Consider the following 17,090-nt stretch of genomic DNA (forward strand, 5'->3'; position numbering starts at 1 on the left):
GACGAGCGTACGAGTGACCCAGGTGCCAGGCTGACCCCATGCGACCCTTGCCCCCACCCCTGCTCTTCCTGGACGTGGACGGCCCCCTGATCCCCTTCGGCGCCCCGACCCCGTACCCCTCCTACGCCCCCGCCCCGCCCCGGGATGCTCTTTCCGCCTGGGCGGGCGGCCGTCCGTACGTCTGGCTCGACGACGAGATCACCGCCCCCGACCGCGCCTGGACGGGTGCCCACCACCCGGCGCCGGCTCTGCTGCACCGGGTGGATCCGCGTACGGGACTCGGCGAGGCGGACTACGCGGCCGTCGCGCGTTGGGTGGCCGGCCTCGGGGGCGGGGGCGGGGGTGCGGTCAGGAGCGGGGCTGGTTGAAGCGGAGCATGTTGCCCGCGGGGTCGCGGAAGGCGCAGTCGCGGACGCCGTAGGGCTGGTCCATGGGCTCCTGGAGGACCTCGCCGCCCGCCGCGCGGATGCGTTCGAAGGTGGCGTCCACGTCGTCGGTGCGGAAGATGACGCCGCGCAGCATGCCCTTGGCGAGGAGTTCGGCGGCGGCCTGGCGGTCGGCGGCCGGGGCGTTGGGGTCGGCGAGCGGGGGTTCGAGGACGATCTCGACGTCCGGCTGGGTGGGCGAGCCGACGGTGACCCAGCGCATGCCCTCGAAGGAGACGTCGTTGCGGACTTCGAGGCCGAGGGCGTCGCGGTAGAAGGCGAGCGCCTTGTCGTGGTCGTCGACGGCGATGAAGCACTGGGACAGGTTGATGGTGGTGGCGTTCGTGTTCATGGGACCGACGTTAGGAGCCCGCCGGGCTTTCCGCTTCTCCGTTCCTGACCGGTTCCGGACCGGGGGCGGAGTCGGAGGCGGATCCGGAGTCGGATCCGGGGTCCGAGGCGGACTCGGAGGCGGGGGCGGAGGCGGGGACGGGCTGTCGCGGCGCCCTGGTCGGGCGCGTCAGGAACTTCGCCACGCACGCCGGGATCGGCTCGCCCGCCTCGTGGTTCCGCGCCCGGTACGCGCTCGGGCTCTCCCCGACCAGTTCCGTGAAACGCGTGCTGAACGACCCGAGCGACGTACACCCGACCGCGAAGCACACCTCCGTCACGCTCAGGTCGCCGCGCCGCAGCAGCGTCTTCGCCCGCTCGATCCGCCGGGTCATGAGGTAGCTGTACGGCGTCTCCCCGTACGCCGCCCGGAAGCTGCGCTGGAAGTGCCCGGCCGACATCAGCGCGGCCCGCGCGAGGGCCGGCACGTCGAGCGGCTCCGCGTAGTCGCGGTCGATCATGTCCCGCGCGCGGCGCAGTCTCACCAGGTCGTCGAGCGTCGGCGTCACGGTCCCACCCTGCCACGACTGCCCCCGGGTCGGTCAGGAATCGAGAAGCACCGGCCGCCCGCCCCGCCTAGCCTGGCTGGGCGAGCCACCACCGAGGAGACATGATGAGCAAGCCGTCGATGAGCAAGCCGTCGCACGCCGCCGACAGCCACGACATGATCCGCGTGCACGGCGCGCGCGAGAACAACCTCAAGGACGTCAGCATCGAGCTGCCGAAGCGCCGGCTCACCGTCTTCACCGGCGTCTCCGGCTCCGGCAAGAGCTCCCTCGTCTTCGACACGATCGCCGCCGAGTCGCAGCGGCTGATCAACGAGACGTACAGCGCCTTCGTCCAGGGCTTCATGCCCTCCCTCGGCCGCCCCGACGTCGACGTCCTCGACGGTCTGACCACCGCGATCACCGTCGACCAGCAGCGGATGGGCGGCGACCCGCGCTCCACCGTCGGCACCGCCACCGACGCCAACGCCATGCTCCGCATCCTCTTCAGCCGCCTCGGCACGCCGCACATCGGCGGCCCGAAGGCGTTCTCCTTCAACGTCGCCTCCATCAGCGGCGCCGGTGCCGTCTCCGTCGAGAAGGGCGGCCGGACGGTGAAGGAGCGGCGCAGCTTCAGCATCACCGGCGGCATGTGCCCGCGCTGCGAGGGCCGCGGCGCGGTCTCCGACATCGACCTCACGGCGCTGTACGACGAGACGAAGTCGCTCGCCGAGGGCGCGCTGACGATCCCCGGCTACAGCATGGACGGCTGGTTCGGCCGGATCTTCGCCGGCAGCGGCTTCTTCGACATGGACAAGCCGATCCGCCGCTACACCAAGCGCGAGCTGAACGACCTCCTGCACCGCGAGCCGACCAAGATCAAGGTCGAGGGCATCAACCTCACCTACGAGGGCCTGATCCCCAAGCTCCGGAAGTCCATGCTGTCGAAGGACGTCGACTCCCTCCAGCCGCACGTCCGCGCCTTCGTCGAGCGCGCGGTCACCTTCGCCGTCTGCCCCGAGTGCGACGGCACCCGCCTCAACGAGGGCGCCCGTTCGTCGAAGATCGGCGGGAAGAGCATCGCCGACGTGTGCGCGATGCAGATCAGCGACCTCGCCGAGTGGGTGCGCGGCGTCGAGGACCCCTCGGTGGCGCCGCTGCTCGCGACGCTCCAGCAGACCCTCGACTCGTTCGTGGAGATCGGCCTCGGCTATCTCGCGCTCGACCGCCCCTCCGGCACCCTCTCGGGCGGCGAGGCGCAGCGCGTGAAGATGATCCGGCACCTCGGGTCGTCGCTCACCGACGTCACGTACGTCTTCGACGAGCCGACCACCGGACTGCACCCGCACGACATCCAGCGCATGAACGGCCTGCTGCTGCGGCTGCGCGACAAGGGCAACACGGTCCTGGTCGTCGAGCACAAGCCGGAGACCATCGCGATCGCCGACCATGTGGTCGACCTCGGGCCCGGCGCGGGTACGGCGGGCGGCAGCGTCTGCTTCGAGGGCACCGTCGACGCGCTGCGGGCCAGTGACACGATCACGGGCCGGCACTTCGGCGACCGGGCGGCGATCAAGGCGCCGGAGGCCGTACGGAAGCCGACCGGGGTCCTCGAAGTGCGCGGCGCGAACGCGAACAACCTGCGCGACGTCGACGTCGACATCCCGCTCGGCGTCCTCACCGTCGTCACCGGTGTCGCCGGTTCCGGCAAGAGCTCGCTGGTGCACGGCTCGATCCCTGGAGGGGCGGGCGTGGTGTCGGTCGACCAGGGCGCGATCCGCGGCTCGCGGCGCTCCAACCCGGCGACGTACACCGGGCTCCTCGACCCGATCCGCAAGGCGTTCGCCAAGGCCAACGGCGTGAAGCCCGCGCTGTTCAGCGCCAATTCGGAGGGCGCCTGCCCGACCTGCAACGGCGCCGGGGTCGTCTACACGGACCTGGCGATGATGGCCGGGGTGTCCACGGTGTGCGAGGAGTGCGAGGGCAGGCGCTTCCAGGCCTCGGTCCTCGAATACCGCTTCGGCGGCCGGAACATCGCCGAGGTCCTCGCCATGTCCGTCGAGGAGGCCGAGGCTTTCTTCGGCGCCGGCGAGGCCCGCACCCCCGCCGCCCACCGCATCCTGGAGCGCCTCGCCGACGTCGGCCTCGGCTACCTCAGTCTCGGCCAGCCGCTCACCACCCTCTCCGGGGGCGAGCGCCAGCGGCTCAAGCTGGCCACCCACATGGGCGACAAGGGCGGCGTCTACGTCCTCGACGAGCCCACCGCCGGCCTCCACCTCGCCGACGTCGAACAGCTCCTCGGCCTCCTCGACCGCCTCGTCGACTCCGGCAAGTCCGTCGTCGTCGTCGAACACCACCAGGCCGTCATGGCCCACGCCGACTGGATCATCGACCTCGGCCCCGGCGCCGGCCACGACGGCGGCCGCATCGTCTTCGAGGGCACTCCGGCGGACCTGGTCGCGGCCCGCTCGACGCTGACGGGGGAGCACCTGGCGGAGTACGTGGGGGCCTGACGGCAGGGGGCGCGCGGCAGGATACGGGGATGGAGCTGACCGTCCCCGCCCTGACCGTCCCCGTCCTGACCGACCCCACCGGCCTCACCCTGCGCCCCTGGCGCCTCGCGGACCCGGACCTCGCGCTGGTCCGTGAGGCGTCGGCCGACCCGTACATCCCGCTGATCACGACCGTGCCCTCGTCCTACTCCGACGCCGAGGGCCGTGCCTTCGTCGAGCGCCAGTGGTCCCGCGCCGCGACCGGCGCCGGCTATCCCTTCGCCATCGAGCTCCCGGCCCCGGACGCCGACCGGGCGGCCCGCCCCGTCGGCTTCATCGGCCTCTGGCTCAGGGACCTCGCCCAGGGCCGTGCTTCCCTCGGCTACTGGCTCAGCCCGGCCGCCCGCGGCCGCGCCATCGCCGCCACCGCCCTCGCCACGGTCGCGGAATGGGCCTTCCGGGAGCTCGGCGTCCCCCGGCTCGAACTCTGCGTCGAACCCTGGAACACCGCCTCCGCCCGCACGGCGGAACGCGCCGGCTTCCGCCGCGAGGGGCTGCTGCGCGGCTGGCAGCAGGTGGGGGAGGAGCGGCGGGACATGGTGATGTACGGGCGGCTGCGCGGGGACGCGGCTCGCGGGGCGGAGGTTGAGGCGCCCGCGTAACAGAACTATTGCAAGCGCCTGCTTGCAATAGTTAGCGGCAGCTGGCAGGGTCGAGACATGGCATCGCTCAACGTCGGCAATCTCGGTGAGTACCTCCGCGAGCAGCGGCGCACCGCGCAGCTGTCCCTGCGGCAGCTCGCCGAGGCCGCGGGGGTGTCGAATCCGTATCTGAGTCAGATCGAGCGGGGGCTGCGCAAGCCCAGCGCGGAGGTGCTGCAGCAGGTCGCCAAGGCCCTGCGGATCTCCGCCGAGACGCTGTACGTGCGCGCCGGGATCCTCGACGAGAAGGACCGGGACGAGCTGGAGACGCGCGCCGTCATCCTGGCCGATCCCTCGATCAACGAGCGGCAGAAGCAGGTACTGCTCCAGATCTACGACTCCTTCCGCAAGGAGAACGCCGCCGAGAACGCCGCCGGGCAGCCGGCGCAGCCCACCGACACGTAGAACTTCTGGGAGGACCACGACCATGGCCATCATCGACGAACTGCGTACCCCCCTCTACTTCGCCGCCGGCACCGCCGACCTCGCCGTGCAGCAGGCCAAGAAGGTGCCCGGGCTGATCGAGCAGCTCGCCGCCGAGGCGCCCGCGCGGATCGAGGCCGTGAAGAAGACGGACCCGAAGGCGGTGCAGGAGAAGGCGCAGGCGAAGTTCGCCGAGTTCGTGGGCGGCATCGACACCGACCTGAAGAAGCTGGGCGAGCAGGCCCAGGACCTGGCGCTGCGCGGGGTCGGCGTCGCCGCCGAGTACGCGGTGAAGGCGCGCGAGAAGTACGAGGAGCTCGCCGCGCACGGCGAGGAGGCCGTCAAGGCGTGGCGGGGCGAGGTCGCCGAGGAGATCACCGAGATCGCCGTCGTCGTCGAGCCGGACCCCGAGCCGCAGCCGAAGGCCGAGGCCGCCGCCGAGGCCGACGCCGGCGAGCAGGCTCCCAAGCCCGCCGCCCGCAAGACCTCCACCCGCAAGGCGCCCGCCAAGAAGGCCGTTGCCGCCGAAAGCGGCGAGTAGTCCCCACTTGGCCCCCGGTCCGGGCACCAAACCCGGTGTCCTGGGCGTTGTAACGGGTACCTTGGCCGCGAGGCGCTCCATCCCCACACCTAGGCGGTGCTCAGCATGTTGGCGAACGGCTTCGACTCGATCCTCACCCTGGTGACCTTCCTGGTCTTCACCGGCTTCGCCGTCGCCGCGTTCGTCTTCGCCGCCATGGCCCGGGAGGACGCCTACCGTGCCGCCGACAAGCAGACCAAGAAGTTCTGGCTGATCCTGCTCGGGATCAACCTGCTCCTCAACGTGCTGCTGCCGATGCTGTTCCTGCAGATCGCCGGGCTCATCGCCGCCATCGTCTTCATGGTCGACGTGCGGCCGGCCCTCCGTCAGGTCTCCGGCGGCGGCGGCCGGCGCGGCGGGTCGAGCAGCGACGGACCGTACGGCCCCTACAACGGCGGCCGGTAGCGGTCACGGATCACCACAGGGGGCACAGGGCCCGGGGTCAGTCACTGGCCCCGGGCCCTGTCCCGTACCGGGTTCCCTTCCCGGTCCGGGCCGCGGTCCCGTTCCAGCGCAAGCACCGCCACGTCGTCCGTCAGCTCCCCGCCGTTCAGCTCGCGCACCTCCGTCACGGCCGCGTCGAGCAGCTCCTCGCCGCGCAGCCCGGCCGCCAGCTGCCGGTTGATCATCTCGACCATCCCGTCCTGGCCGAGCCGCGGCGAACCCGGGCCCGCCGAACGGCCCTCGATCAGGCCGTCTGTGTACATCAGCAGGCTCCAGCTCGCCCCCAGCTCCACCTGCCGGCGCGGCCAGCGGGCGCGCGGCAGCAGGCCGAGGGCCGGGCCGCCCTCGTCGTACGGCAGCAGCCGGGCCGGCAGTCCGTGCCGGGCGATCAGCGGCGCGGGGTGGCCGGCCAGGCAGAGCCCGGCCCGGCGCCCGTCGGGCGCGATGTCGACCGTGCAGAGCGTCGCGAAGATCTCGTCGCTCTCCCGCTCGTGTTCCAGGACCTGCTGGAGCGTGGAGAGCAGCTCGTCCCCGCACAGGCCCGCGAAGGTCAGCGCCCGCCAGGCGATCCGCAGCTCCACGCCGAGCGCGGCCTCGTCCGGGCCGTGGCCGCAGACGTCGCCGATCATGGCGTGGACGGTGCCGTCGGGGGTGCGGACGGTGTCGTAGAAGTCGCCGCCGAGCAGCGCGCGGGACCGGCCGGGCCGGTAGCGGGCGGCGAAGCGGAGCGCGGAGCCCTCCAGGAGCGGGGTCGGCAGCAGGCCGCGCTCCAGGCGGGCGTTCTCCTGGGCGCGCAGCCGGGACTCGGTGAGCTTGACCTGCACGGCGTCGGCGCGCTTGCGCTCGACCGCGTACCGGATGGCCCGGCTGAGGAGCCGCCCGTCGAGCTCCTCGCGGAAGAGGTGGTCCTGCGCCCCGACCCGTACCGCCTCGGCCGCGAGCTCCGCGTCCGCGGAGGCGGCGAGGGCGAGGACGGCGTGGCGCGGCGCGAGCCGCAGGATGTGCCGGAGCGGCGCGAGCGGGTCGTCCTCCGCGCCGCGGGGTGCGGGCAGGGCGAGGTCGACCAGGACGCAGTGCACGTCGTCGGTGAGCAGTCGCTCGGCCTCGGTGAGGTTGCGGGCGGTGCGGACGCGCAGCCGGGGGCCGGCCGCGTCGAGCACGTCGGGTACGGCGAGCGGGCCCGCCGGGTCGTCCTCGACGACGAGGAGCGTGAGGTCGGTGGCTGTGCCACCGCTCGTGGTGGTGGTGCCGGGCGTTCCGGGTGCCGCGGGAGAATCGATTCTCTGGCGCGGTACGGGTACGGGCATCGGTCTGGTTTCCTTCCCTCCCCCCGAGGGCCGGGGACCGACCATAGCGGGCCCGTGCGCCGCAGCGGAATGGCGATCACAGAGCGGACCGCCGGAACGCCTTGGCATATGCCGCGGATGGGGAGGTAGGCGCACCTGTTCCGATGAGAAACGTCACTCCGGGCGGACGACGCCCAGGATCTCCATCGTGCCCGCGCCCGTGAGCGTCACGTTCCGCCCGGGGCGCGGCGCGTGCACGATCGCCCCGTTCCCCACGTACATCCCGATATGACTGGCGTCCTTGTAGTAGACGATCAGGTCACCGGGCCGCATGTCCTTGATGTCCACGTGCTTGAGCAGCCGCCACTGCTCCTGCGAGGTGCGCGGGATGGACAGGCCGGCGGCGCCCCAGGCGGACTGGGTGAGCCCGGAGCAGTCGTAGGAGGCCGGGCCCTCCGCCCCCCACACGTACGGCTTGCCGATCTGCGCGGTGGCGAACTCCACCGCCCGCTTGCCGGCCGGGGTGGCCTGCTCGTTCAGGTCCTTGAGGATGCCCGAGTCGAGCCACTTGGTCTGGGCCCGGTACTGCGCCTGCTGCTCAAGGGCGAGCAGCCGGGCCCGCTCCTCGGCGGCGAGCTGGGACTCCAGCTGCTTCGCCGCGTCGATCTTGTCGTTGATCTCCTTCTTCGCCTTGGCCTGCTTGACCCGGTTGGCCTCCAGCTTGGTCCAGTTGTCGCTGGCGTCCTTGGCGTACGTCGTCAACTCGGCCTGGGTCTGCGTCAGTTCGGCGAGCAGGTCGGTGGTGGCCTTCTGGCCCTCCTTGAGCCGGCCCGCGTTGTCGAGGAAGAGCTGGGGGTCGTTGGTGAGGACGAGCTGGGCGCCGTCCGGCAGACCGCCGTTGCGGTACTGGGCGCGCGCCGTGGCGCCGGCCCGGGCCTTGAGGTCCGCGATCTTCTGCTGGCCGGCCACGATCATCCGGGCCAGCTGCACGATCTCGGCGGACTGCTCCTTGGTCTTCTCCTCGGCGAGGTTGTACGCGTCGGTGGCGACGGCGGCCTGCCGGTAGAGCTCGTCGATCTCCTCGCGGACCTCTTCGAGGGTCTTCTGCGGCTGCTTCGGCGGCGGGGGGAGCGGGGCGGCGGCTGCCTGGAGGGTGAGCGCCGGCGAGGCGAGCACCGTCAGGGCGCAGACCACGGTGAGCGTGGCGATGGCGTGGCGGCGTCGGTTCACTGGCTCCCCCTCAAGTGACCTGCATGAACGTAGCTGATTTACCGTCAGTAACTTGGTCGTGACCTTGGCGATAGTGCCATGTGCCACCGGAAAACAACAGGGGAAAACCGGGCCTGTCGGGTCACTCCCCCCTAGTGGTGACGTGCGTTGCTCCTGTTGCGTTCCCCAGGGCGCCCGACGACGTTCCCCAGCCGGCGGAAGTTCACCGGGAGTTGGGCGCCAGCGCCTCCCATCGCACCGTCACCTCGCCCTGCCGCCACCGCCGCGGCCCGTCCGTCAGCGGCCAGTCGGCCGCCAGGTCGCGTACGGCGCGGATCCAGCGCTGCCGCGCGCCCAGCGAGGCGAACGGGGCCGCCGCGGCCCACGCCCGGTCGAAGTCCCGCAGGAACGCGTGCACCGGCTCGCCCGGCACGTTCCGGTGGATCAGCGCCTTGGGCAGCCGCTCGGCCAGGTCGGAGGGCCGGTCGAGCGAGCCGAGCCGGGTCGCGAAGGTCACCGTCCGCGGCCCCGAGCGGTCGAGCGCCACCCACACGTGCCGCCGGCCGATCTCGTCGCACGTCCCCTCGACGAGGAGGCCCTCCGGTGCGAGGCGGGCGCGCAGGCGCTCCCAGACCGCGGCGACCTGCTCCTCGTCGTACTGCCGCAGCACGTTCGCGGCCCGGATCAGCGCGACCTCGCCGGGCACCGGCACCTCGAAGCCGCCGTGCCGGAACTCCAGGCCCTCGCACTCGTACGGCTTCGCGGCGGCGACCCGGGCCGGCTCGATCTCGATGCCGTAGAGAAGGGTGCGGGGGTCGGCGGTGCGCAGCCGGGCGAGCAGCTCGACGGCGGTCCAGGGCGCGGCGCCGTAGCCGAGGTCGACGGCGACGGGCGGCGCGTCGGAGCGGCGCAGGGCCGGGCCGTGCACGGCGGCGATCCAGCGGTCCTGGCGGCGCAGCCGGTTGGGGTTGGTGGTCCCGCGGGTGACCGTGCCGACGGGCCGGGCGCCGACCGTGCGGGGAGTGCGGGATGCCATGAAACGAGCGTAAAGGGTGCTGGTGGACGGCCTGACCAGGTCCTGTCCGGGCCCCTGACCAGGTCCTGACCAGGTCCTGTCCAGGCCCCTGACCAGGTCCTGTCCAGGCCCCTGACCAGGTCTGAACCGATCCTGTCCAGGCCCTGCTCGGGCGCTGACCGCGCAACGAATTGGCAAAGCGGCGCCGGCGCCGGAAATGAAATCGGACCGGGCGGGTGTTGTCGCCGTTGCGGGGAGCGACGTGCCCTCGCTCGTCATGCCCGACAGTCGTCATGCCCGACAGCGGAAGGACCGCCGACGTGAGCCAGTACGTGTCCCGGTTCGCCGGCACCCTGGCGGCGCCGCCCCGGCTCCGGCTCCCCGGCCGGCACCGCAGCCCGCGCCGCGTGGCCATGCTCAGCGTGCACACCTCGCCCCTGCACCAGCCCGGCACGGGCGACGCGGGCGGCATGAACGTCTACATCGTGGAGCTGGCCAAGCGGCTCGCCGCGATCAACGTCGAGGTCGAGATCTTCACCCGGGCCAACGCCGGCGGCCTCCAGCCGGTCGTCGAGCTCGCGCCCGGCGTGCTCGTCCGGCACGTGGACGCGGGGCCCTACGAGGGACTGGCCAAGGAGGAGCTGCCGGCCCAGCTGTGCGCCTTCACGCACGGCGTGATGCAGGCGTGGGCGGGCCACCGCTCCGGCCACTACGACCTGGTGCACTCGCACTACTGGCTCTCCGGCCATGTCGGCTGGCTCGCCGCCGAGCGCTGGGGCGTCCCGCTCGTCCACACCATGCACACCATGGCCAAGGTGAAGAACGCGGCGCTCGCCGAGGGCGACACACCCGAGCCCGCGGCCCGGGTGATCGGCGAGACGCAGATCGTCGCGGCGGCCGACCGGCTCATCGCCAACACGGCGGAGGAGGCCGACGAGCTGTCCCGCTTCTACGAGGCCGACCCGGCGAAGATCGCCGTCGTGCACCCCGGGGTCAACCTCGACCACTTCCGGCCGGCCGACGGCCGCGCCGCCGCCCGGGCCAGGCTCGGCCTGCCCCGGGACGCCTTCATCCCCGTCTTCGCCGGCCGCATCCAGCCGCTGAAGGCCCCGGACATCCTGCTGCGCGCCGCGGCCCTGCTCGTGGACCGCGACCCCTCGCTGCGCGGGCGGATGGTGGTGCCGGTGGTCGGCGGTCCGAGCGGCAGCGGCCTCGCCAAGCCGGAGGGGCTGCAGAAGCTCGCCGCCAGACTGGGCATCTCCGACCTCGTGCGCTTCCAGCCGCCGGTCGGCCAGGACCGGCTCGCGGACTGGTTCCGTGCCGCGAGCGTGCTGGTCGTCCCGTCGTACAGCGAGTCCTTCGGCCTGGTCGCCATCGAGGCCCAGGCGGCCGGCACCCCGGTCGTCGCGGCCGCGGTGGGCGGTCTGCCGGTGGCCGTACGGGACGACGTCACCGGCTTCCTGGTGCAGGGCCACGACCCGGTGGACTACGCCAGGGCGCTCGGCCGCTTCGTCGACGAGCCGGAGCTGTCGGCCCGGATGGGCGCGGCGGCGGCCCGGCACGCCGGCTCGTTCGGCTGGGACACGGCGGCGTCGGCGACGGCGGACGTCTACACGGCGGCGATGCACGACCACCGGCTGCGGGATCACCGGGAACAGCGGGAGCACCGCCGTCGCGTACGCTCCCTCCATGGCTGAGGTCGAGGCGGAGCAGGTCCGGCGGATCATCGAGGACACGTTCAAAGACGCGGAACTGGAATGGGAGTCCGCGGAGCCGGGCTCGTACGTGGTGAAACTCCCCGGCACCCGCAAGCTGTTCACGACGCTCTCGCTGCGCGTCGGGAAGCACTCCCTCTCCCTCAACGCCTTCGTCATCCGCCACCCCGACGAGAACGAGGCCGGCGTCCACCGCTGGCTGCTCGAACGCAACCTGAAGCTGTACGGGGTGGGTTACGCGATCGACGGCCTCGGCGACATCTACCTGGCCGGCAAGCTGCCGCTGGCCGCCGTCACCCCCGAGGAGCTCGACCGGCTCCTCGGGTCCGTCCTGGAGGCGGCGGACGGCGACTTCAACACGCTGCTCGAACTGGGCTTCGCGTCGGCGATCCGGCGGGAGTACGCGTGGCGGGTGTCGCGCGGCGAGTCGACCCGTAACCTCGACGCGTTCAGGAACCTGACGCGGAAGCCGGCGAACTGACGGCGGCCGCGGTCCCGGTGACCGGCTCCTCGTTCTTCGTGGCCTCCTCCACGGCCTCCTGCTCCGTGTCCGCCGCCTTCTCCGCGTCCGCCTCCTCCTCCGCGTTGGCGAGGGCGGCGCGCAGCCGGGTCTGGTAGCCCAGGGCGGCGACGGCGCCGATGCCCGCGCAGGCGATCCACAGGACGTCCGGACCGGGCCCGTCGACGATCGCGCCGGCCAGGATCGGCGCGACGAAACCGGCCACCGCCCAGGACATGCCCATGACGCCCTGGTAGCGGCCGCGGGCGTGCTCGGGGGCGAGCCGGGCGGTCGCGGCGGCGTTGGTGGGGACGTGGATCATCTCGCCGATCGTCCAGACGACGACGGTCGCGGCGAAGGCGAGGGAGGAGCCGGCGAGCGCGGTGGCGCCGGTGCCGAGGGCGAAGAGCAGCGAGGAGACGGTGAGCAGCATCGCCGGGGAGCGCTTGTCGGTGAGCTTGTTGACGAGCAGCTGGAAGGCGACGATCACGATGCCGTTGACCGCGATGACGACACCGTACGCGGACGGGTCGAGGCCCTGGCCGGCCATGGTGAGCGGCAGGCCGATCCACGGGGCGGTGAAGACCAGGCAGACGAACAGGTTGAGCAGCACCAGGGTGCGGAAGGGCGCGTCGCGCAGGACGGTGCCGATGCTGACCTTCTCCTGCGCCGCGCCGCCGCCGGTCCCGTCCTTCACGGCCTCCGGGCGGGTCTCGGGCAGCCGGAGGAAGACGATCAGGGCGCACAGGACGGTGGCGACGGCGTCGATGACGAAGAGGGTGCGGTAGCCGAGGACGGTCGCGACGCCGCCGCCGATGGCGGCGATGGCGAAGCCGAGGTTGAGGGCCCAGTAGTTGAGGGCGTAGGCGCGGCGGACGTCGTCGGCGGGGACGAGGTCGGCGATGGTGGCGTTGATGGAGGGCCGGACGCCCTGCATGGCGACGCCCATCAGGAGGACGACGGCCGCGATGCCCCAGGCGCTGGTGACGAGCGCGAGCAGCACGGTGCAGGTGGCGGCCGCCAGGTGCATGGTGACCATGGTGGGGCGGCGGCCCCAGCGGTCGGTGAGCATGCCGCCGAGCGGGGAGCCGGCGACGCCGCCGAGGCCGTGGAGGGCGACGACGAGTCCGGCGAACCACGCGGAGTGGCCGAGCTCCTGGGTGAGGAAGAGGGAGAGGAAGGTCAGGACGAAGGCCCCGGTGCGGTTGACCAGGGTCGACAGCCAGAGCCACCAGAAAGCGCCCGGAAGTCCGCTGACCGTCGAGCGCGCTGACCGTCTGAGTGAGTCGATGGACATGGCTGGCGGCCCCCCTGGTTGAACATCTGGTTGAACGTCTGCGTGAACATCTGCGTGAACGTCTGCGTGAAACGTCTGGCTTGTAAGTCCCGCTTACCGTCCTCGTAACTTACGCATCTCATACGCCGGACGCCAGCGAATTGACGGTGCGCGTCAATCGTCGGCCGTCGTCTAGGCTCGTACGCATGGCCGACGCACCGTACAAGCTGATCCTCCTCCGCCACGGCGAGAGCGAGTGGAACGCGAAGAACCTGTTCACCGGCTGGGTGGACGTCAACCTCACCGAGAAGGGCGAGAAGGAGGCGGTCCGCGGCGGTGAGCTGCTCAAGGACGCCGGCCTGCTGCCCGACGTGCTGCACACCTCCCTCCAGAAGCGCGCCATCCGCACGGCGCAGCTCGCCCTGGAGGCCGCCGACCGCCACTGGATCCCGGTCCACCGCAGCTGGCGCCTGAACGAGCGCCACTACGGCGCGCTGCAGGGCAAGGACAAGGCGCAGACGCTCGCCGAGTTCGGCGAGGCGCAGTTCATGCTGTGGCGCCGCTCGTACGACACCCCGCCGCCGGCGCTCGCCGACGACAACGAGTACTCGCAGGCCCACGACGCCCGCTACGCCACGATCCCGCCGGAGCTGCGCCCGCAGACCGAGTGCCTCAAGGACGTCGTCCAGCGGATGCTCCCGTACTGGTACGACGGCATCGTCCCGGACCTCCTGGCCGGCCGCACGGTCCTCGTCGCCGCCCACGGCAACAGCCTCCGCGCCCTCGTCAAGCACCTCGACGGCATCTCGGACGCCGACATCGCGGGCCTCAACATCCCGACCGGCATCCCGCTCGCCTACGAGCTCGACGAGAACTTCAAGCCGCTCAAGCCGGGCGGCACCTACCTCGACCCGGAGGCCGCGGCCGCGGCCATCGAGGCCGTGAAGAACCAGGGCAAGAAGTGACCCTGCGCCTCGCCTGAGCCACGTCTCACGGAAGCCCCCGGTCCACTGCCGCCTGTGCGGCGGGGCGGACCGGGGGCTTCTTCGTGCTCCGGTGCCGGGATTGTCTCGGATGCGTGACAGAGAGTGGCTGGATATCGCGCATCGGGGTGGCGGGTTGCTACGTTCCGGCCGGGATGCGGTCCGAGGGCGGCCGTCGTGGAAAGAGGGGGAGTCCCGGATGAACGGTCTGCGGCTGAGATCTGTCGGTGTCGCGGTCGCGGCGGTCGCGCTGAGCGCGGCGGTGACCGGGTGTCAGAACGGCGGGACCGCGAGCGGGGCGGGGGCGGTGGGGACGCCGAGTGCTTCGGCGAGTTCGGCGCCCGCGGCGACTGAGGCGCCCGCCACGGAGACGCCGGCCGCCAAGCCGACCACCGCGCCCCCGGCGAAGCCGAGCGTGAAGCCGGTGGCCAAGCCGGCCACCAAGCCGGCCACCAAGCGGGCCGGGAAGCCGGCGGCGACGCCGACCACGTATCCCGTGAAGAAGCCCGGCAGCGGCTGCGTCACCGCCGCGCCGAACCCGGACGCCTACGACCCGGACGAGATCGCCCTCTACCGCATCGAGGAGATCCCGGGAAGCACCGGCAAGGTCAACCTCGTCTTCCAGCACGGCGCCTGGGGCTGCGGCAGCCCGGACAGCGACGGCGCGCCGTTCGTCGTCAGCGGCGAGGAGGCCCGCTGGGCGATGGATCAGGCCGCGTACGTCACCGCGACCAACCCCATCGTCGCGAGCTCCGAGAACAAGCGGATCGGCGTGCAGGAGCTGATCGACTGGGTGAAGGCGCACCCGAACTCCGGTCTCGTCTTCCGGTACGACGTGGGCGGCGACGGCTCGATCGACAGCCTCCAGGAGGTCTTCACGCCGTGACGCCCGGGCGCTGCGCCGGACGGGTGACAGAGAAACCTTCCGGCGAGCGCGTGCCGCATGCGGAGCGCACGGGGCGCGGTAGAGCTGCGGAGGACCGATGACCTCGGTCTTTCCCACGCCGACGAAAGAGACCTTCCGTGCGCCTTCGGCACACCGTCGCCGCCGCTTGCGGCGCCCTCGCCCTCACGGCCGTCATGGCCGCCCCCGCCCACGCCGCCACCGGCGACTTCTCCTACAAGGCGATCGACCTGGGCGGCGGGACCGTCGCCGTCACCCTGCACGACCCGGAGAGCGGGGTCTGCATCACCCTCCCCGAGGCGGCCGACCCGGGCTCCTCGGAGCCCGCCTTCGCCCCGCACAACGACACGAGCGACTACGCGCTGGTCTTCACCGGCCCCGACTGCGACGGCGACTCCTGGCAGCTGCGCCCCCACGGCCGCCCCGCCACCGACGCCCTCAAGCTGCGCTCGGTCGTCTTCCTCACCTCGTGACCGTCCGCGGCTGAGCCGCGCTGACCTGCGGCCGACCGGGGCGCCGTGTCCGCACGGCGCCCCGGATATCCGTGTGCCGAGATCGTCGCGTCTCGCCTAGCCTCGCGGGCATGAGCAATCCCCGCCTGGAGCCGATCACCCCCGCCAACGTCGACGCCGCCCTCGCCCTGCGCGTCCACCCTCACCAGGAGCGGAACGTCGCGCCCGTCGTCCGCTCGCTCGCGGAGGCGTACGCGTACGGACAGACCGCCTGGCCGCGGCTGATCGTCGACGGGGACGAGACCGTCGGCTTCCTGATGGCGTTCGTCGACATCCAGTGGGACGCCGAGAAGGACCCCGCCGACCGGCGCAGCGGCCTGTGGCGGCTCAACATCGGGGCCGGGCACCAGGGCAGGGGGTACGGGCGGTTCGCCGTCGGGGCCGTGCGCGAGGAGCTGCGGCGGCGCGGGACGGCGGAGATGTACGTGTCGTGGCACGCCGGGGAGGACGGGCCGGGGGAGTTCTACCGGGGGCTCGGCTTCCGGGAGACCGGTGAGCTCGCCGGGGACCAGATCGTCGGCGTCCTGGAGACGTGACGGCGCGGGCCCCGCCCGGTGACCGGAGCGGGGCCCGCACAGGGACCTCGCTAGCCGCTGCAGCCACCGCACTGGCACGGCCCGCCGGACTGGCAGCCGCAGCCGCAGCCCGAGCCGCACCCGCAGGCGCCGAGGACGGGCAGGAACTCCGGCTCGCGCGCGGGTTCCTGCTGGAGGTCGGTGATCGGAGCGGATTCGGGCATGGGGTCCCTCCCTGAGAAGGCGTACCTCGCCTCCCCTCCATTCCATGCCCGGGCCCGCTCACCGCACACGGCGCATCGACGGCGCACAGGTGTGCGACCGTCCGTGCCGCAAGCCTTACGCGCCCTCCGCCTGCGCGCCCCCTGCCTACGCGCCCTCGACCGGCGACTCCGCCGGCTGCAGCTCGTCCGCGTGCTCACCCGTCACCAGGTACACCACGCGCTTCGCCACCGACACCGCGTGGTCCGCGAACCGCTCGTAGTAGCGGCCGAGCAGCGTGACGTCCACGGCCGTCTCGATGCCGTGGCTCCAGCGGTCGTCCATCAGGTGCTGGAAGAGCGTCCGGTGCAGCAGGTCCATCTCGTCGTCGTCCTGCTCCAGCTGGAGCGCCAGGTCGACGTCCTTGGTGATGACGACCTCGGCCGCCTTCGCCATCAGGCGCTGCGCCAGCTGACCCATCTGCAGGACGGTGGCGTGCAGGTCGTTCGGCACCGCGCGGTCCGGGAACCGCAGCCGGGCCAGCTTGGCCACGTGCTGGGCCAGGTCGCCGGAGCGCTCCAGGTCGGCGCTCATCCGCAGCGAGGTCACCACGATCCGCAGGTCCGTCGCCACCGGCTGCTGCCGGGCGAGCAGCGCTATCGCCCGCGCCTCCAGGTCGTGCTGGAGGTCGTCGACCTTCTGGTCCGCGGCGATCACGCTCTCCGCGAGCTTCAGGTCGGCGTCCAGCATGGCCGTGGTGGCCCGGCCGATCGCGGACCCGACCAGGCGAGCCATCTCGACCAGGCCCTCGCCGATCGAGTCAAGTTCCTCGTGGTACGCGTCCCGCATGGGTGTCCCTTCTCTACGCGATGCTCTGGGATCCGGGTGGTGCACGTGGTGTCGGACCCCCACGCTCCCACGGTGCGGCCCGTACGCGTACTGCTCCGGCCGGTCTCGTAAACCCATACTGACCTCCAGGTGAACTCTGGGCGACGCGCCCCAGGGCACCGGACGGCTCAAATGAATCGGCACCGT

General features: G+C 72.3%; 21 protein-coding genes. 12 read left to right on the plus strand and 9 right to left on the minus strand.

Annotated elements, in window-relative coordinates:
- Positions 1 to 38 precede the first annotated feature (38 nt).
- Positions 39 to 368: a hypothetical protein gene (locus tag ACWEJX_RS00275; RefSeq protein WP_451605302.1), complete on the plus strand. Its 330-nt coding sequence runs from the start codon at positions 39 to 41 to the stop codon at positions 366 to 368.
- On the opposite strand, the gene ACWEJX_RS00280 is transcribed toward ACWEJX_RS00275, so the two are convergent.
- Positions 349 to 777, minus strand: a complete 429-nt coding sequence (locus ACWEJX_RS00280; protein WP_451605303.1) for a VOC family protein — start codon at positions 775 to 777, stop codon at positions 349 to 351. The genes ACWEJX_RS00275 and ACWEJX_RS00280 overlap by 20 nt on opposite strands.
- Before the next feature lie 10 nt (positions 778 to 787).
- A complete protein-coding gene (locus ACWEJX_RS00285) occupies positions 788 to 1,276 on the minus strand; it encodes a helix-turn-helix transcriptional regulator (protein WP_451605452.1) in 489 nt (162 codons plus the stop codon).
- A 149-nt stretch (positions 1,277 to 1,425) separates the two neighbouring features.
- Here ACWEJX_RS00285 and ACWEJX_RS00290 point away from each other — a divergent pair, with 149 nt between their 5' ends.
- The 5 genes from ACWEJX_RS00290 (at position 1,426) to ACWEJX_RS00310 (ending at position 5,901) form a co-directional block, all read left to right on the plus strand.
- Positions 1,426 to 3,813, plus strand: a complete 2,388-nt coding sequence (locus tag ACWEJX_RS00290) for an ATP-binding cassette domain-containing protein (RefSeq protein ID WP_451605304.1) — start codon at positions 1,426 to 1,428, stop codon at positions 3,811 to 3,813.
- Positions 3,814 to 3,842: 29 nt separating this feature from the next.
- The gene (locus tag ACWEJX_RS00295) at positions 3,843 to 4,454 is read left to right on the plus strand and encodes a GNAT family N-acetyltransferase (RefSeq protein WP_451605305.1); all 612 of its coding nucleotides are present in this window, start codon (positions 3,843 to 3,845) and stop codon (positions 4,452 to 4,454) included.
- Positions 4,455 to 4,511: 57 nt separating this feature from the next.
- The gene (locus ACWEJX_RS00300) at positions 4,512 to 4,898 is read left to right on the plus strand and encodes a helix-turn-helix domain-containing protein (protein WP_451605306.1); all 387 of its coding nucleotides are present in this window, start codon (positions 4,512 to 4,514) and stop codon (positions 4,896 to 4,898) included.
- 22 nt (positions 4,899 to 4,920) lie between these two features.
- On the plus strand, positions 4,921 to 5,457 hold the full coding sequence (locus ACWEJX_RS00305; protein ID WP_451605307.1) for a hypothetical protein: 537 nt from the start codon (positions 4,921 to 4,923) through the stop codon (positions 5,455 to 5,457).
- A gap of 105 nt (positions 5,458 to 5,562) precedes the next feature.
- Positions 5,563 to 5,901, plus strand: a complete 339-nt coding sequence (locus tag ACWEJX_RS00310) for a DUF2516 family protein (RefSeq protein WP_451605453.1) — start codon at positions 5,563 to 5,565, stop codon at positions 5,899 to 5,901.
- 41 nt (positions 5,902 to 5,942) lie between these two features.
- Here the strand turns inward: ACWEJX_RS00310 and ACWEJX_RS00315 are convergent, their stop codons facing one another.
- The 3 genes from ACWEJX_RS00315 to ACWEJX_RS00325 all read right to left on the minus strand — a co-directional run bounded on the left by ACWEJX_RS00315 (position 5,943) and on the right by ACWEJX_RS00325 (position 9,471).
- Entirely contained in the window at positions 5,943 to 7,247 is a 1,305-nt protein-coding gene (locus ACWEJX_RS00315) for a PP2C family protein-serine/threonine phosphatase (protein ID WP_451605308.1), read from the minus strand.
- A gap of 153 nt (positions 7,248 to 7,400) precedes the next feature.
- Entirely contained in the window at positions 7,401 to 8,456 is a 1,056-nt protein-coding gene (locus ACWEJX_RS00320) for an NlpC/P60 family protein (RefSeq protein ID WP_451605309.1), read from the minus strand.
- A gap of 202 nt (positions 8,457 to 8,658) precedes the next feature.
- Positions 8,659 to 9,471 carry a class I SAM-dependent methyltransferase gene (locus tag ACWEJX_RS00325; RefSeq protein WP_451605310.1) on the minus strand — a complete coding sequence of 271 codons (813 nt, stop codon included), beginning with the start codon at positions 9,469 to 9,471 and terminating at the stop codon, positions 8,659 to 8,661.
- A 299-nt stretch (positions 9,472 to 9,770) separates the two neighbouring features.
- On the opposite strand from ACWEJX_RS00325, the gene mshA reads away from it, so the two are divergent.
- Entirely contained in the window at positions 9,771 to 11,147 is a 1,377-nt protein-coding gene (gene mshA, locus ACWEJX_RS00330) for a D-inositol-3-phosphate glycosyltransferase (RefSeq protein ID WP_451605311.1), read from the plus strand.
- Complete coding sequence (locus ACWEJX_RS00335; RefSeq protein ID WP_451605312.1) at positions 11,140 to 11,646, plus strand: YbjN domain-containing protein; 507 nt, start codon at positions 11,140 to 11,142, stop codon at positions 11,644 to 11,646. The genes mshA and ACWEJX_RS00335 overlap by 8 nt, the downstream gene beginning before the upstream one ends.
- Here the strand turns inward: ACWEJX_RS00335 and ACWEJX_RS00340 are convergent.
- Complete coding sequence (locus ACWEJX_RS00340; RefSeq protein WP_451605313.1) at positions 11,615 to 12,961, minus strand: MDR family MFS transporter; 1,347 nt, start codon at positions 12,959 to 12,961, stop codon at positions 11,615 to 11,617. The genes ACWEJX_RS00335 and ACWEJX_RS00340 overlap by 32 nt on opposite strands.
- 185 nt (positions 12,962 to 13,146) lie before the next feature.
- Between ACWEJX_RS00340 and ACWEJX_RS00345 the strand changes: the two genes are divergently transcribed.
- Positions 13,147 to 13,905 carry a phosphoglyceromutase gene (locus ACWEJX_RS00345; RefSeq protein WP_451605314.1) on the plus strand — a complete coding sequence of 253 codons (759 nt, stop codon included), beginning with the start codon at positions 13,147 to 13,149 and terminating at the stop codon, positions 13,903 to 13,905.
- 291 nt (positions 13,906 to 14,196) lie between these two features.
- On the opposite strand, the gene ACWEJX_RS00350 is transcribed toward ACWEJX_RS00345, so the two are convergent.
- Positions 14,197 to 14,355: a hypothetical protein gene (locus ACWEJX_RS00350; protein ID WP_451605315.1), complete on the minus strand. Its 159-nt coding sequence runs from the start codon at positions 14,353 to 14,355 to the stop codon at positions 14,197 to 14,199.
- Between ACWEJX_RS00350 and ACWEJX_RS00355 the strand changes: the two genes are divergently transcribed.
- From ACWEJX_RS00355 to ACWEJX_RS00365, 3 genes are all read left to right on the plus strand, one after another.
- Entirely contained in the window at positions 14,348 to 14,809 is a 462-nt protein-coding gene (locus ACWEJX_RS00355; RefSeq protein ID WP_451605316.1) for a hypothetical protein, read from the plus strand. The genes ACWEJX_RS00350 and ACWEJX_RS00355 overlap by 8 nt on opposite strands.
- A gap of 137 nt (positions 14,810 to 14,946) precedes the next feature.
- Positions 14,947 to 15,300: a hypothetical protein gene (locus ACWEJX_RS00360; RefSeq protein WP_451605317.1), complete on the plus strand. Its 354-nt coding sequence runs from the start codon at positions 14,947 to 14,949 to the stop codon at positions 15,298 to 15,300.
- A 110-nt stretch (positions 15,301 to 15,410) separates the two neighbouring features.
- Positions 15,411 to 15,875, plus strand: coding sequence for a GNAT family N-acetyltransferase (locus ACWEJX_RS00365; RefSeq protein ID WP_451605318.1), 465 nt, complete (start codon positions 15,411 to 15,413; stop codon positions 15,873 to 15,875).
- 50 nt (positions 15,876 to 15,925) lie between these two features.
- Here the strand turns inward: ACWEJX_RS00365 and ACWEJX_RS00370 are convergent, their stop codons facing one another.
- On the minus strand, positions 15,926 to 16,078 hold the full coding sequence (locus tag ACWEJX_RS00370) for a hypothetical protein (RefSeq protein WP_403799868.1): 153 nt from the start codon (positions 16,076 to 16,078) through the stop codon (positions 15,926 to 15,928).
- A gap of 145 nt (positions 16,079 to 16,223) precedes the next feature.
- The gene (phoU, locus tag ACWEJX_RS00375; RefSeq protein ID WP_389205180.1) at positions 16,224 to 16,904 is read right to left on the minus strand and encodes a phosphate signaling complex protein PhoU; all 681 of its coding nucleotides are present in this window, start codon (positions 16,902 to 16,904) and stop codon (positions 16,224 to 16,226) included.
- Between the last annotated feature and the right edge of the window lie 186 nt (positions 16,905 to 17,090).

Source organism: Streptomyces sp. NPDC004788, assembly GCF_053601115.1.